Genomic DNA, 16,812 nt, shown 5'->3' on the forward strand with positions numbered 1-16,812 from the left:
ATATTTTTATGACCATGCCGATTCCTTTTCGTTTTTAAAACAACTACAATCAACCTCCTTCATTGAAGCACAATTGTTTAGGCAATTTGAAACATGCTTTGAACAAAATTCTATTTAGATGTTAAATAAGCATATCCGGCCCGTTTTTTTTTCCAAATACCAAAAAAGTAGGGATAAAAATTATATATTTCGCCGATTTAAACGTTTAACCTAATTAAAAATCAGTTATGAAGCACCTTTACCAACTTGGTGGCAAGAGCAGTTTTTTCTTGTTTGCGAAGTACTTTTTTCTAACACTTTGTCTTTTTTTCCTGATAGGATTGAAAGCACAAACGGCCAATTATGATGCGGCTACAGACTGGGATCCGTTTCCGGTAGACAATTTCAGCATCACCGAAGAGGCCGATGCTGACGCCGTTGACGGTTCAGCTATTAAAGTAAGTACATTGATCTCTACCGAAAACTGGTGGGAAGGATTGGTACAGACCTTTCAAAACAGCACGCCCGCTATTGTAAGTGGGAACGAATACACCGTAACCTTCCGGCACAAGGCGGATACCGACAGACAGGTTTGGGCCGTTATCGCAACAAGACCAACAGATACCTACGGTTCGGACGACACCAGATATTTTGAAGGATTTTTTGACCTCTCTACGGAATATCAGGAGTTCTCCTATACCTTCACCGCTACCGATGCCGATTCCGGTTCGGTACATGTACAATTGTACGCCGGTGGAAATGACACCGCTTTCTATGTTGATAATTTCGACATTACCGTTGTAGAGGGAACCACTCCTCCTGCAGATGAAGCGTATAACACAGTTGCCGATTGGGATGCTTTCCCCACGGATAACTTTGAAATTACCGAAGATGCGGATGCAGATGCATTGAACGGTTCCGCGATCAAAGTAAGTACTTTGGTCAGTACGCAAAACTGGTGGGAAGGACTCGTGCAGACCTTTCAGAACAACACCCCTGCCATTGTAAGCGGGAACGAATATACCGTAACCTTTCGCCATAAGGCGGAAACCGCAAGACAGCTTTGGGTAATTGTTGCCGCAAGGCCGACCGATACCTATGGTTCCGACGACAACAAATATTTCGATGGGTTCGTAGACCTAGCTACGGGATATCAGGAATACTCCTATACCTTTACGGCGGCGGATACCGATTCGGGATCGGTACACGTACAATTGTATGCCGGTGGTGACGATACCGCTTTCTCTATCGACGATTTTGATATTACCGTAGTAGAAGGGACCGCTCCTCCTGCAGAGGAGGCCTACGATACCGTTGCCGATTGGGATGCGTTCCCTGTGGACAACTTTGCCATTACCGAAGAGGCCGATGCAGATGCGGTAAACGGTTCCGCCATAAAGGTGAGTACGCTGGTAAGTACAGAAAACTGGTATGATGGTTTGGTTCAGACCTTTCAGAACAATACCCCTGCCATCGTTAGTGGAAACGAATACACGGTAACGTTCAGCCACAAGGCCGATGCCGACAGACAGCTTTGGGTAGTCGTTGCCGCAAGGCCGACGGACACTTATGGTTCGGACGACAATAAATATTTTGACGGGTTCATCGATCTTTCGACGGCGTATCAGGAGTTCTCCTATACGTTCACCGCTACCGATGCCGATTCCGGTTCGGTACATGTACAACTCTATGGAGGGGGCGACGATACCGCTTTTTATGTAGATGATTTCGATATTACCGTTGTAGAGGGAACTACTCCTCCAGCCAACGACGAAGCCTATGATACCGTTGCCGACTGGGATGCGTTCCCCACGGATAACTTCGAAATTACCGAGGAAGCGGATGCAGATGCCCTTAACGGTTCTGCCATTAAAGTAACGACCTTGGTCAGTACCGAAAACTGGTATGATGGCCTAGTACAAACCTTTCAGAACAATACTCCGGCCGTTATTAACGGTAACGAATATACGGTACGTTTCAGTCACCGTGCAGAGGCCGATCGCCAGATTTGGGTAACCATCTCGGGAAGACCGACGGACACCTATGGTTCCGATGATAATTCCTACTTCAGCGAGTTTATCAACGTTGGTACGGGCTACCAAGAATATAGTTTCACTTTCACTTCCACCGATATCGTTGACGGTACGGTACACGTACAGTTGTTTGGTGGCGGTGATGACACGGCTTTCTATATAGACGATTTCAACATTACAACGGGTAGCGACAATCCACCATTATCCGGTGATGAACCTTGGGAAGTTGTTGAACGATGGAACACCTATCCAACGGCGACCCTTATTCATGAAATCGTTGCGGACGACAATGCCGTAAACCAACAAGCCTTTAGAATTTCTGTTGACCCAAGCACTACTTTGGCCGATTCAGAATGGTACGATGCCGGGTTCCAGGTACTTCAGGACGAAGGTGTCGTGGAAGAAGAAGGAAAGCGTTATCAGGTTTCTTTCCGTTACCGTGCCGAATCTGACCGACAGGTATGGTTTGGATTGCGATCAAGACCATACAATACCTTTGGTACGGACGATACCGATTACTTTGGTAACTTCTTGAACGCGACCACAAACTATCAAGAGTTTATCCGTACCATAACGGTAGCCTCTCCGGATTCCATACCTTCTACCATATATACCTCTTTTTTCATGGGAGGAAGTGATGTTCCACTTTTTATAGATAACATTCAGATCGTGGAAGCCGAAGCACTGAGAACGGTACCGACCACCCTATATGTGAATCCTATCGGAAGTGATACCAATTCTGGTACAGCAAATACTGCCGAAGGTGCATTTAAAACCATAGGACAGGCCCTCTCGTCATTGATTCCGGGAGATACCTTGTTAATTGCGGACGGTCTTTATCAAGAAAATTCGCTTGCCTTGGAGAACATTAAAGGAACTCCAGAGCTTGTTACTACCGTAAAGTCCATCAACAAATGGGGCGCTAAAATAGAAGGGACCTCACAATACGATGAACTTTTGGCCATTGTCGACAGTGATTACATCGTTATCGATGGTCTAGAGGTATTCAACAACAACAATGTAGAGCTGGAAGATTGGAACGCAGGTATCGAAGCTACAGGATCGAACCATGTTACCGTAAGAAACGTATATGCCCACGATTGCGGATGTAACGGGGTAAGTGGTCGTGAAGGAGATTATTTTACCTTTGAAAACAATGTACTCCGAGACAATGCAAAAACCAACCCATACAACTGTAGTGGGATGAGCATTTATCAACCCATTGCTTTGGACGATGCTCCCGGTTTCCATATCATTATCAGAAACAACGTGGCCTTTGAAAACGAATGTAGACTTCCTTTTAGTCCCCGTGGATTTACGATCCCTACCGACGGTAACGGAATTATCCTCGATGACTTCAACCATACGCAGAGTGAAGGAATCCCAGCCTATACTCCTTCAACATTGGTGGAAAACAACCTTACCTTTAACAACGGTGGGGCGGGGATAAAAGTTTACGAAGTATCCAACGCGACGATACGTAACAATACCGCTTGGCACAACAACTACGTTTTGCGTGAGTTCACAGGTGGTTTGGGCGATATTGGAGCACAGGCCGTAGATGGAGCCATTGAAATTTACAACAATGTGTCCGTTGAAGAGTTCGGCCAGGAAAATGGGCATGGTTTGTTCGTACAGACCAAAGGATCTGCAACGGTGGCCATTAAAAACAATATTGTTGTTGGTTCAAGAAGTTTTGAAGGTGCTACACCTGTCGAAGAAAACAATACGTTCGTTTCGGTTAACCAACAGTCGTTTCCGGCCTTTGCCAATGCGACTACCGATGTAACGTTCCAGGACATTCAGGATTTCAGAAACTATTTTGGAATTCGCGAACTATCTCCTGCGATCGATGCCGGTGATACAGATCTGGGAGCCTCAAAAGATTTTGATGGCGTCGACAGACCGTTAGGAGCAGCTACCGATATCGGTGCTTTTGAAGGAGCTACCGATTCGGACGAGCCTTTACCAGCGGACGAGACACTTGTTTCCAGAATCCAAAATACCGAAACCCCATTGGTTATCGATGGTATTAAAGATGGTGCCTATATCGGCAGCAAGTATGACATTACCAAATTGTCGCCCACCTTGGACGACCCGACGGATGCCAGCGACCTTTCCGGTGTTTGGACTTCGTTATGGGACGAGGACAACTTATACCTTTTGGTGGAAGTTAACGATGAGGCCATCCAGAACGATTCTTCGGACTCGGCAAACGATGACAGCATCGAAATACACATCGATGGTGAAAACTCAAGGTCGGAAACCTATGAAAACGACGATCTCATATTTGTGTTGAGCGCCGGTGAAGAAGATAGCCTAGAAGAGTTGCTCGGTAACGATACTGCCGGGGTAACGAGCCAAATCGTTACTACGGAAACAGGATATACCGCAGAGATTTCCATTCCTTGGTCTACGATAGGCACCGTACCTTCCGACAGCCTTAAAATAGGATTGGACGTGCAATTGAACGATGATGACGATGGTGGAGAACGTGATAGCAAATTGGCATGGCAGGACCTCTTGGAGGACAACACTACCATTCCTTCCCGTTTGGGCGAAGGTTTGATCGTTGTATTGCCACCACCGCCAGCAGTTGTTCTCGCGCCTAGCCCAATAACTATCGACGGTGTCCAAGATGACTCTTGGGCCGAAGTTGAAGGAATTGCTATTGGAACGGAAGTTTCAGGTGAAATTACCGACAGCAATGATTTGGACGGTAGCTGGAAATCCCAATGGGACGAAAATGGCCTATACTTCTTCATTTCCGTTACCGATGATGACCTTCATAACGATAGTGATCAATGGTACGAGGACGATGGTATCGAAATTTATATCGATTCGGACAATAGCAAGAATACCACCTACGGTCCGGACGACCATCAATTGACCATTGGTTGGAACAACGGTAACCTTATCGAGGATACCAAGAACAACATTGGTGAAGGGGCTACGGTAGTTGTAGTGGATACCGATAATGGGTATGATGCGGAAGTTTCCATTCCATGGAGCGCTTTGAGCATTACCCCTTCGGCAGGACAATTCATTGGTTTGGATATCCACCTTATCGACGACGACGAAGGAGGACCACGATCAGGTAAACTTTCTTGGTATTCCCAGATCGACGAATCGTTTAGGGACCCATCCTTGTTCGGGGACATCTTCTTGGCGGGCGACAATACGCCACCAGTGGACGAAATGGCTTATGGAGAAGTTGGAAACACCTCCGGTACCGATGTGTGGACCTCGGTAGGTTATGAAAACTCCTATGACGACCCAGTGGTAGTGCTTGGCCCTATGAGCAACAATGGTGGACAACCGGGTACGCTTCGAGTACGAAGTGTCGAAGGAAACTGTTTTGAATGGCAGGTAGACGAATGGTACTATCTTGATGGTAACCATTTGAGAGAAAATGTGGGCTACATGATTGTAGAGTCCGGAACGCACACTATGGCGAACGGCCATAGTATTGTTGCCGGAAAAACCGATGTAAATATCGACTGGGTTACCGTTCAATTGCCGAACGTTTTTGAAGATGCCCCCGTAATCGTACCGCAAGTGATGACCGTAAATGGAAATCAGCCAGTGGACGCAAGGGTAAGAAACGTGACCTCTACAAGTTTCCAGGTAAAATTACAGGAAGAGGAAAATGGAGGAGATGGAACCGGAAATAGGGACCATTTTACCGAAACGATAGGATGGGTAGCTATGGAGCGGCGCACTTCCGATGGTAACGGAACAGCAATGTTCGAAATTGCCAATACCGGAAATGTTGTGGACCATAACGGGTATAACGTCAATTTTGAAAAGTCCTATACCAATGACAACAGAGTATTGATAGGGCATGATCAGACCACCAACGGTGGGGATGCCGGTACCATTAGGTATCGAACCAACAGTTATACCGCCAACAGTGTGCAGTTATACTTCCAAGAGGAAGCATCCAAGGACAGTGAGACTAATCATAAGACCGAAAAATATGGTTACGCGGTTTTTGGAAACGAAGGAAGCCTCTACAAAGGAACACCTGTTGCTAATAGTGCGACTACCGGGACAGCCGAAAGTGATGGGGTTATCGTATATCCGAACCCTACGTTCAACAGCGCCCGAATCAGTATCGCCGGCAAGCGAAATGTTAACGGAAGTGTATTGGTAATGGACCTTTCGGGGAATACCGTGTTACAAACGAGTTTCTCCGAGTTCAGAAATCAAATCGATGTATCGAAATTGCCGAGAGGCCTTTACATTGTCCGCATTGAAGCTAAGGGCATTTCCAAGACGGTTAAACTGTACAAGCAGTAATAAAAGGTATACCGTATTAAACATACGGTAATGGAGTACAAGGGCATCTAAAAGAGTATTCTTTTAGGTGCCCTTTTTTTATTGGGCCTACTCAATTTTAACCATAACGAATTCGAGGAGGTTTAGGAAGTGTCGTTTTAACAGGTATTAGCCGGCGCTACCCCAAAACATAAATAATACGGTAAGGTGATTTTATAAACTAGTTACTTTTTGATCCTGCCCATCTTCAAAAAAATAGGGAAACGGATATCCTTCTGTTCTTCTATTTTCCATAACGGTGCTATTTGTGATACAAAGGCCTTTACAGGGTCTTTTCCCGGATGTTTTTTGCGATAGGTTTGTACACTTGACCAAGAGTTCAGATATCCTACAAAGTGTTTTAGATTCCAACGTACCTGAATGAAATGGCTTTCCTTGGAAACGATTTGTTGAAAATCCAGTGGAATGTGTGCATATGCGGTATCCACATGTTTTCTTCGGGCATTCCAGTACGGGCCTATCACTTGGCTATAAAAAGAGTCGATATGCTCGTCCAATGCAGGGGCTATCCGAAGTAACCCGTATCCCCAAACTGCCAACACCCCATTATTTTTGGACACCCTGAAGACTTCCCGGTTGAATGCATCAAAGTCGAACCAATGAAGCGCTTGGGCCACGGTGATCAAATCAAAACTATTATCGGCAAAGCTTGTATGTTCCGCTCCCGATACCGAATAGGAAATAGCTTCGTGCACAGGAGCCTGTGCCAATTGGGACGAACTGATGTCCGTTGCCATAACCTTATCGAAATACGGCGCCAAAGCAAGGGCCACTTGCCCATTACCGGTACCGCAATCCCAACATTGGGCTGTTTGGTTTACATGCCCGATAATTTCTTGATAAAGTTCTTTCGGATAGGACGGTCGAAACTTTTTATAGCTTTCGGCCTGTTCGGAAAATAAATCGAAGGATGCTTTCATGTATTTCTTGTCATCCGTGGTAATACCGGTTAAAAAAGTGCCCTGATAATCGTTTCTTCCGTGATGCCTTCTGCCTCGGCCTTATAGTTTTTAATGATCCGGTGTCGCAGGATGCCCATAGCCACCGCCTGTACGTCCTCGATATCGGGTGAGTACTTTCCATTTACCGCGGCGTGCGCTTTCGCGCCCAACACCAAATTTTGTGAGGCTCGCGGTCCGGCGCCCCAATCGATGTATTGTTTTACATAATCACTTGCCGTATCCAGATTGGGCCGGGTGGCGTTTACCAAACGTACGGCATAATCGACTACATTGTCGGGTACCGGTATACGCCTGACCAATTGCTGTACGTTGAGAATTTCCTCGGTGGTAAAAAGAGCATCTAGCTGATAGGTGGCGCCGCCGGTGGTCGCTTTTACTACCTGTATTTCCTCTGCTATGGAAGGATACTTTAATTCTATGGCAAACATAAAACGGTCCAACTGTGCTTCCGGTAAAGGGTAGGTCCCCTCCTGCTCAATGGGGTTTTGGGTGGCCAGAACAAAATAGGGAAGTTCCAAACGGTGCTGTTTCCCGGCAATGGTCACCGAACGTTCCTGCATAGCCTCCAACAATGCCGCTTGAGTTTTCGGCGGTGTCCGGTTAATCTCGTCCGCCAGAATGATATTGGAAAAAATAGGCCCTTTGATGAACTTGAAATTTCGATTTTGATCCAGTACCTCGCTTCCCAAAATATCACTGGGCATCAGATCGGGGGTAAACTGTATCCGCTTGAAATCCAACCCAAGGGTCTGTGATATGGTGTTCACCATAAGGGTCTTTGCCAGCCCGGGAACGCCGATAAGCAAGGCGTGACCTCCAGTGTATATCGATAACAGTATTTGATCGATTACCTCGTGTTGGCCGACGATTACTTTAGCTATTTCTTGTTTTAGGGATTGGTGTTTTTGAACCAGTTGGTCAATTGCGGAAACGTCAGACATATTATTTTTTCATCCAATTGTTAGCGAATTCACAGTCTTTTCTGGATTCGTTGACACTGATATACGTGTCCTTTATATGTTTGTCCATCCACTCTTTGATGGTTTTGTACTGCTTCTCGGTAGTAGCCAATTGCTGAATTTTCATATAGTCCTTGGAGAAATCCGCAACATGTTCATCATAACGATTGGTCACCCGTAGCAACTTTAAAGAAGGTCCGCCACCGCGCTGATCCTGTTCCAGCAAGGGTCGCGATATTTCATCATCTTTTAGGTTGCGTACCTGATTGTATAGTTTTGGGTCCATTTTGGTAAGTTCAAACCTTGAATCAAAATTAATGGGGTTGCGCAGTACCCCTCCATCGTATTTGGTTTCCTCTTCGTCAGAAAAATTCAAAGCGGCCTGGGCGAAGGTATACTTCCCGTCCAAAATATGCTGTCGTATGGTATCCAGTTCCGCACGTGCATTCTCCATGGCCTGTTTCGAAATTTCCGGTTGTATCAAAATATGCCTAACATCCCGTTCCTGCCCCCTAATCTTTTCGATATACATAATATGATAACCGAACATGGTCTTGAAAGGGTCGGATACCGCGCCTTCTCTCAAGCTAAAGGCAACGTCCTTAAACTCTTTCACATAGCCCGATTGCTTGGTGATGCCTTCGATCAACCCGCCTTTTGTTTTGGTCGGTCCTTGCGAATACAGAATGGCCTTTACGCTGAAGCTCGCTCCGTTATCCTCTACATCGGCCTTTATTTTATTGAGTTTATCGAGTACTACCTGTATTTCCGCATCAGTGGGTTCGGGTTGTTTTACAATTTGGGCGATTTCCAGCTCGGCGCCAAAAACCGGCCGTTCGGACTCGCTTATTTTGTTAAAGAACTGACGCACCTCTTCCGGGGTAACTTCTACTTTTGAAACAATTTCCTGCTGCATTTTTTCGGAGAGCATCCGAAGCTTGTTAATTTTATAAAGCTCCTCCCTAAAACTCGTTTCGTCCGGTTTTTTGTAGTACCGCAATACTTTATCCATTGATCCGATCTGCTGTACCAAGGACTGCAATTGCCGCTCTCCCTGTGCATTTACCTCGTCGTCGGAAACCAATATACTGTCCTGTACCGCTTGGTGTGCATACAGCCGATCTTCCATTAACTTGCCCAACAACCCGCAACGCGTAAGCCCTTCCGTTGCCGCTCCTTGGTTTTTAAGGTCGATCAAGGTTTTTTCGATATCGGATTCCAAAATGACATAGTCCCCTACAACGGCCGCGATACCGTCCAACTTTACCCTTTTAAAGGTACTTACCGTATCCTTTTTTATAGCACTGTCCATCCCCATGGCCATTTCTTTATCTTCGGGTACCGGGTTTATCGTTTCAACGATACTGTCGTTCGATTGTGCTCTGGAAAAACCGAGGGCCAAAATGGCTATTCCGATCAATAGCTTTGTTTTATTCTTCTTCATAAATTTCAAAATCGTTGTCTTTTATTGCTTCGTCTATTATTTCGACTTCCAATTTCCGTACATAGTCCAACCGTCTTCTGCTCAACAATACCTGTTTCAAAGTGGGTTCAATAAACGAAATCGGCGCTACATCGTTGGACCGTAACAGGTTAACGACCTTGCCCAAATATACCCCCTTTGCATCCTCCAACTCAAAAAATTGTGATTTTTTTAAGTGTCTATCGCGGTTGTCCTGCGTTAACGGGGGAATCTCGGTGATGACCCGTGAAGCGGGAATCCAAATGGAATCGTTAAAATTAAGTTTCTTGAACTGTACCCCAATGGAATCCAAATAGGCCACGTCCTTGGTATTGAACCGTTTCAAACGTTGTTTCACTTCATCCTTGTTCAAAAATTGTTTGGGCAATTCAACATAGCGCAATTGAACGATGGTCTCTTTCAATAAAAAGTTCTTTTGCTCTTTTTTATAAAACGATTTTAACTGGGCGTCGCTTACCGTACTGTCGCTTCCCTGATGTACCAAAGCCTCCTTGTAGGCGCGGGTATAGAGGTCGCTCTTGTAGTTTGCCACCAATTTATCGAACTCGGCCAACTTGTCTTCCGGTAGGTTGATTTTTGCTTTGGCCAATAGTAATTGCTTGGATGCCCAATTGTTAATGTAATTGGTAACGAAGGACACACTGTCCTCCCGAGATATGGATTTGGACATTAAGGGTGCGATATCGGACCGATAGAGATAGGATTCCCCTACCCTGGCCAGCGGTAGCTCTTCCTTCTTTTCGGACAAAACACCTTTACATCCCACAACGAGAGCTGCCATTGCCAACAGCGCAATAAAAAAATTCCTAATATTCACAGCGTTTTTTGAATCTTATAAGGCGCAAAAATAGCAATTACGGACTGGTAGCCAAAGTCTTGCTTTATTCGTTAACAGATTTTTATGTACACCCGGTAATTTAGTACTTTCGTGTCGGTGAATCGAATCGCCCTTTTTAACGGCATATTTTGAATCGAAAAATAAAACTTATTTGGGACTTTAGGGGACCTGCCGCGGCAAAGACGGCCGAACATCACGAAAAGCATTTGAAAGAATTCATTGCTGCGGAATCCACATCGTTGAACATTACCGGTCATACGCATTTTGGGGAATTCCATAGTATTGCCTATATGGTGGTAGCGGAAAACGAAATGATTGCGGTCCGCGATGCCTTAAAACCCCATAGAGGGGAAGTTTTTGAGGATAAAATCAGCTAAAATATATTGAAGTGGTTTAAACTTTTTAAATCGGCTAAAAAATGATACTTTTTCACACTTTTTTCGACTTTTTATCCTTCCGTAACGCTGCTATGCAACTCAAAAAAGGCTTCAAAAGGGCAAAAAATCATTTCCCGAAGCATCGGGATCGCTTCAATCCAAAAAATTTAAATCACTTCATTTTGATGAAAAACCACCTAATGTTTATCGCCCTGATCATTATTTGCTGTGTTTCCTGTGCGAAACAAACCGAACAGATCGGAATATTGGAAACGGTACTCGCCTCGGAAAACCCGAACATAAAAACGGTGATGGACGACTTGGAACGGTACCAAGTGCAAATACGGTACACCCGAATAGATCGGAGAAATGACAGCGTATTGTTTACCGCGTACGATTTTCAGGTAAACGACAGCCTATATTTTTATCCGGCGAGTACGGTAAAGTTTCCAGCGGCAGTGGCCGCATTGGAACAGCTGAACCAAACGGACACCCTCGACCGGGATACCCGTTTCTACATTGAGGGCGACTCGGTAGAGACCACTTTTTCCAATGAAATATCCAAAATTTTTGCGGTCAGCGACAATGCCGCGAACAATCGTCTGGTAGAATTTTTGGGTCAGGACGCGATTAATGAGCGATTGCGGAACAGGGGCGTTGGCCCGGTTCGCATTGCACATCGCCTGGGGTACCGTTCGGACGATGTGACCACCTTACCATTGATCGTGTATTTGAACGACAGTACCACTGCCACCACCGTCCCTACCATTAATTCGGTGATACGCCCATTGGATTTAAAAGGCACGGAAAAAGGCAAAGGGTATTATGAAGACGATGCGCTTGTTTCGGAACCTTTTGATTTTAAGCTGAAGAACTATTTTCCGTTAAGCGCGCAGCAGGAGCTACTGAAAAGAATCGTTTTTCCAAAAGCCTTCCCAAAAAACGAACGGTTCGACCTTAGCGACGATCAGCGGGACTTTTTATTAACGGCAATGCACAGCCTCCCGAAAACCGTAGGCTACGATGCCGAGACTTATTACGATAGCTATTGTAAGTTTTTCATGTTCGGGGACAAAAAAGACCCCATTCCCGACACGATTAAAATTTACAACAAAGTAGGATTCGCCTATGGTACCCTTACCGACAACGCCTATATTGTCGACGATACGAACAAGGTCGAATTTTTGATCTCGGCCACCCTTTTGGTGAACCGGAACGGTATTTTTAACGATGACCAATATGAATATGAGGAGATCGGAATTCCTTTTTTGGCAGAACTGGGAAGGGCTTTATACGATCTAGAGGCAAAACGCAGGAAATAGCGCTCTCAATACTACAGTTGTAAAACGATTTTTTTTGGTACGGATAAACAAATATTTAAGCGAGGTAGGCTATTGCTCAAGAAGGGCGGCCGATAAGCTCATCGAGCAGGGCAGGGTAACCATCAATGGGAGCGTTCCGGAAATGGGAACAAAAATTTCCCCGACGGATACCGTGCGGGTCGACGGTGAAATCGTAGGTGCCGCAAAATCAAAACCGGTATACATCGCCTTTAACAAACCCATAGGAATCGTTTGTACCACCGATACCGGGGTGGAAAAGGACAACATTATCGATTATATCAACTACCCCTCGCGTATTTTCCCGATCGGCAGATTGGACAAACCCAGTGAAGGCCTCATTTTTTTGACGAACGATGGCGATATCGTAAACAAGATACTACGGGCACGCAACCATCACGAAAAAGAATACGTCGTTACCGTGAACAAACCCATTACCCCCATGTTTTTAAAAAACATGCGCAACGGGGTTCCCATACTGGATACGGTAACCCGTAAATGCGAGGTAGAGCAGCTAGATCGCCATACCTTCAAAATCATACTTACCCAAGGATTGAACCGACAGATACGGCGCATGTGCGAGTATTTGGAGTATAAGGTCACCCGTTTAAAAAGGGTTCGCATCATGAATGTACGTTTGGATGTCCCGGTAGGCAAATGGCGCGATCTCACCGACCAGGAACTAAAGGAGATTCAAGACCTAGTGGCCGATTCTTCAAAAACCCATGAATGAGCCCGGTATTTTAGGGTATCAATATTCAAACGGCAGTACGGTCGCCCACTGATTTTGCCAGCTGTAGCGTTTCTGCCTCGCGCGCACAAAAGCGTTCCAAAGGGCCATAAATAAAGTATCTCCCTATCAAAAGAGACAGCTTGGGGCCTTCATAATGATATCTTTGCGGTAAAACGGTTTTATGGATTTTATCATCCTTTTGTTTCTTTGTTTTGTTTTTTTAGGAGGCGTACTGTCCCTATTGTTTTTGTTGAAGAAAAAAGGAGATCGCATGGCCAACGTCCTGCTTGCCCTCTACACGTTTTTGTTTTCCACTGAACTACTCAATAATGCCCTACGCTGGTCGGGCGCCATAAAAACAGAGCGCTTTGTTCACTTTAATCTGGTCCATTTTCCCTTGTGGACGATCTATGGCCCTCTATTATATATTTATGTGCGAAGGGTAGTCACCTTAAAGGGGTTTCATTGGAAGGACCTCTTTTTTTTGATGCCAACATTTCTTATCGTAGGCACGCTATTCCCTTTTTACAAAATGAACGCGGCCCAAAAACTGCCCATCGTTCTTGAGGGAAAGGAGTTTCAATTTGTTCCATGGCCATGGTATGGCATATGGCTGGTGGTCGCCTTGCTCTTCTTTTATGCTTTCTTCACCTATTTTCGATTTTGGCAGAACAAAAAGATCGGTTACCGGGAAAACCAATGGATGAAATGGTTCGTTGGCTCATATTTCGGATTTGCCTTTATGTTCGGGTCGTACATTTTCCTGGTTTGGTTCGGACTGCTCGACCCCAAATACGATTACTTTGTTGATGTCGTAATCGTGTTTTTTATTGCACAATTGGCCTTTTTTGGCTTTGTACAACCGGAGGTGTTCGAGGGCAAGGCCATAGAAAAAATACTCCCGTTCGTCAAATATCGGAAAACCGGTCTGTCGGATGCCCTCTCCCTGGAAATGAAAAAAAAGCTGCTGCGAGTCATGGAAACGGAAAAACCCTATTTCAATAACGAATTGCGGCTCGACGACTTGTCGCGTTTGATGAACCTGTCGCGCAACCACACCTCTCAGATCATCAATGAACATTTCAACCTCTCTTTTTTCGACTTCATCAACAAGTATAGGGTTATGGAAGCCAAAAATTTGCTGATGAAAAACGATGAAAACAAATTGAACATGACCCAGATCGCCTATGATGTCGGTTTCAACAACAGGGCCTCCTTCTACAAGGCTTTTAAAAAGTTTACCGAAGTAAACCCTACGGCCTATAGGGAACGGGCGAACGCCTCCTAATACCATTTCTGGTTTTAAATTACCTGCAAAGGCTGTAAAGGTTTACAAGGAGATACAACTATACGGGTCATGGCGCTTACATTTACTTTAAATGATAGGCCGACATGAAAATTGCTCTTTCGCCAGTGTTATATGTTTTTTTGATTATCCTGTTCTTACTGGGATGCAACAGCAACGCGCCCAGCGTAGCAACGTCTTTTCCGTTATTGGGAACTTGGGAAGTAAAAAGCATTGCATGGATCTCAAAAGATACAGTGCACACCATTGCCAAGGCGCAACCGGGTATGTTTCTTTTTACCCCTACCGGATATAGTATGATGTGGACCCCAACACCAGGGCCGCGTACACCCTTTCGTAAATTGGCCGCACCCGATAGCCTGGAAATCAGATCGGGCTTTGCATCGATTGTATTCAATGCGGGCAGTTACCGATATACCGATAGTACCTTGGTTACAACGGCAAAAATTGCGAAAGTACCCGGTTTCGAAAAAGGGACACAATTTTACGGTTACCGTATGCTTGGGGAAAAACTACAACTTACCATGTATGATGAAACCTATCCCGATGGTACAAAACCGGACTGGTCCGGAACTTGGAAGACCCGGTTCATTTTAGAAAAGATAATACCAAAAACCATCGCAAAACCCCCTCTATATGAAAACAAAGCACTGCAAATCAATTAAATACATTTAAAAAATAAGAAACTTTAACAATAGAGTATAGTACGAAACCATTAAATTTTAAGTAACTTTAAAGGACATTAGCTTTAAACGACAACGATATGAGACAGCCAACACTACTTTTTAAAAAATCCTTCTTTATGGTCTTGATGACCATTGCCATGATGGGGGTCCACCAAACGGGGAGCGCCCTTTACTTTCAGGACGACACGGTAAAAAGCGAATTCAAACAATACAAAGGAGAGGTTATGGACAAGGATTCCAAAAAACCTTTGGTGTTCGCAACACTTTCCTTGGAGGACACCAACATCAGTACTGTAAGCAATACCGAAGGGGAATTTTTATTAAAAGTCCCAAAGGATATAGAAGAGGCACGGGTCATCATCTCATTTTTGGGATACAAGACCGTTACCTTCCCATTGAGCGAGATGACCCAGGGAAACAATAAAATTTCCATGGAGGTATCGGTCGTGGAACTGTCGGAGGTAAACCTCAGTATCCCTAAGGACGCTAGGGCCCTAGTGCAGGAGACCCTCCGCAAAAAAGGCGAGAATTATTTTGACGACCCTACCTTGATGACCGCATTTTACAGGGAAACCATCAAGAAACGCAGAAAGAACGTATCCCTTTCCGAAGCGGTAGTGAATATTTACAAGACCCCCTACAGTTCTACCCGTAAAGATGCCGTTAAGCTGTTCAAGGCACGAAAAAGCACGGACTATTCCAAGCTTGATACCGTTGCATTAAAGTTACAGGGCGGACCTTTTAATGCCCTTTTTGTAGATATCATGAAATATCCGGAGTATATTTTTACCAAAGAGACCATGGTACATTACAACTTCACCTTTAATCGCTCCACTAGAGTAAACGACAAACTCCTTTATGTAGTAGACTTCAAACAAAAAAGTGCGGTCGGTGAACCACTTTATCAAGGAAAGCTATATATCGATGCCGAAAACAAAATCCTGACCAGCGCGATATACAATATGAACATTACCGACAAGGAAAAAGCGGCCAAGTTATTTGTCCGTAAAAAACCCGCCAAAGCTTCGGTATGGCCTACAGAAGTGGCCTACCGTGTCGATTATCGGGAAAAAGATGGAAAATGGTATTACGGCTACAGCAACGTACTGCTCGAATTCAAGATCGACTGGGATAAAAAATTATTCAATTCGGTGTACAGCATGACCTGTGAGATGGCCGTGACCGATTGGGAAAAGAACAATGCCGGAAGCACTCCAAAAATGAAGGACCGCATGAAGTCATCCATCATTTTGAACGATGAGGCCATAGGGTTCGCCGATCCCGATTTTTGGGGAGAATACAATATCATTGAGCCCGAGAAATCCATAGAATCGGCCATAAAGAAAATACGTCGACAGTTAAAACGATCAAAAAGTCAGGGCGGCACCTCCGCGCCAGCGCCATGATGGTATTTTTTTATTGAAAAAGGAAGCCGCTACCGAATCCATTTCGGGGCGGTTTTTTTTTGTCCGCCACCGGCCCCTATTCGCTCTTTAACGAAAAGGGCCGAAACACCATATAAAAAAAGGACGTTGACCAGGAAAATCCCTACTACCATTTTTGCTTTAAAGTAACCCAAATAAAAAGCAGTCATTTTTTGCTTGGACGAAAAAGAAAAGTCTAGCATAGCAGTAGCTACGGTTATTTTTTACTTTGAAGTATAAACGGAAAAGGGCAATTTTTAATGGGTAATTTTAAGGTGGAAATGGTATACCGGGGAGACCCCAGTTTTCAGGGAAAACGGTTTCACGGAAACCTTCGTAAAAAACAGGGTC

The 16,812-nt window shown here is 44.9% G+C and carries 11 protein-coding genes; 7 read left to right on the forward strand and 4 right to left on the reverse strand.

The window, feature by feature from the left end; genetic code table 11:
• The first annotated feature begins 227 nt into the window (after positions 1 to 227).
• Positions 228 to 6,314: a sugar-binding protein gene (locus ACRD7P_RS02105; protein ID WP_430905824.1), complete on the forward strand. Its 6,087-nt coding sequence runs from the start codon at positions 228 to 230 to the stop codon at positions 6,312 to 6,314.
• A gap of 203 nt (positions 6,315 to 6,517) precedes the next feature.
• Here the strand turns inward: ACRD7P_RS02105 and ACRD7P_RS02110 are convergent, their stop codons facing one another.
• From ACRD7P_RS02110 to ACRD7P_RS02125, 4 genes are read right to left on the reverse strand one after another with little or no spacing between them, the layout of a single operon-like run.
• The gene (locus ACRD7P_RS02110; protein WP_430905825.1) at positions 6,518 to 7,273 is read right to left on the reverse strand and encodes a class I SAM-dependent methyltransferase; all 756 of its coding nucleotides are present in this window, start codon (positions 7,271 to 7,273) and stop codon (positions 6,518 to 6,520) included.
• 29 nt (positions 7,274 to 7,302) lie between these two features.
• Positions 7,303 to 8,256: an AAA family ATPase gene (locus tag ACRD7P_RS02115; RefSeq protein WP_430905826.1), complete on the reverse strand. Its 954-nt coding sequence runs from the start codon at positions 8,254 to 8,256 to the stop codon at positions 7,303 to 7,305.
• A 1-nt stretch (position 8,257) separates the two neighbouring features.
• Positions 8,258 to 9,718 (reverse strand): peptidylprolyl isomerase, encoded by a 1,461-nt coding sequence (locus ACRD7P_RS02120; protein ID WP_430905827.1) that lies wholly within the window; start codon positions 9,716 to 9,718, stop codon positions 8,258 to 8,260.
• The gene (locus ACRD7P_RS02125) at positions 9,705 to 10,574 is read right to left on the reverse strand and encodes a peptidyl-prolyl cis-trans isomerase (RefSeq protein WP_430905828.1); all 870 of its coding nucleotides are present in this window, start codon (positions 10,572 to 10,574) and stop codon (positions 9,705 to 9,707) included. Before ACRD7P_RS02125 ends, ACRD7P_RS02120 begins: the two co-directional genes overlap by 14 nt.
• Before the next feature lie 149 nt (positions 10,575 to 10,723).
• Here ACRD7P_RS02125 and ACRD7P_RS02130 point away from each other — a divergent pair, with 149 nt between their 5' ends.
• The 6 genes from ACRD7P_RS02130 (at position 10,724) to ACRD7P_RS02155 (ending at position 16,443) form a co-directional block, all read left to right on the forward strand.
• A complete protein-coding gene (locus tag ACRD7P_RS02130) occupies positions 10,724 to 10,972 on the forward strand; it encodes a hypothetical protein (protein ID WP_430905829.1) in 249 nt (82 codons plus the stop codon).
• A 185-nt stretch (positions 10,973 to 11,157) separates the two neighbouring features.
• Positions 11,158 to 12,294, forward strand: coding sequence for a serine hydrolase (locus ACRD7P_RS02135; protein WP_430905830.1), 1,137 nt, complete (start codon positions 11,158 to 11,160; stop codon positions 12,292 to 12,294).
• 34 nt (positions 12,295 to 12,328) lie between these two features.
• Positions 12,329 to 13,045, forward strand: coding sequence for a 23S rRNA pseudouridine(2604) synthase RluF (gene rluF, locus ACRD7P_RS02140; protein WP_430905831.1), 717 nt, complete (start codon positions 12,329 to 12,331; stop codon positions 13,043 to 13,045).
• A 181-nt stretch (positions 13,046 to 13,226) separates the two neighbouring features.
• The gene (locus ACRD7P_RS02145; RefSeq protein WP_430905833.1) at positions 13,227 to 14,333 is read left to right on the forward strand and encodes a helix-turn-helix domain-containing protein; all 1,107 of its coding nucleotides are present in this window, start codon (positions 13,227 to 13,229) and stop codon (positions 14,331 to 14,333) included.
• Between the two features lie 104 nt (positions 14,334 to 14,437).
• A complete protein-coding gene (locus ACRD7P_RS02150; RefSeq protein ID WP_430905834.1) occupies positions 14,438 to 15,016 on the forward strand; it encodes a hypothetical protein in 579 nt (192 codons plus the stop codon).
• A gap of 98 nt (positions 15,017 to 15,114) precedes the next feature.
• Entirely contained in the window at positions 15,115 to 16,443 is a 1,329-nt protein-coding gene (locus tag ACRD7P_RS02155; RefSeq protein ID WP_430905835.1) for a carboxypeptidase-like regulatory domain-containing protein, read from the forward strand.
• The last annotated feature ends 369 nt before the right edge of the window (positions 16,444 to 16,812 follow it).

Origin of the sequence: Maribacter sp. 2-571 (assembly GCF_050589625.1) — a bacterium.
Classification (GTDB): Bacteria; Bacteroidota; Bacteroidia; order Flavobacteriales; family Flavobacteriaceae; genus Pelagihabitans.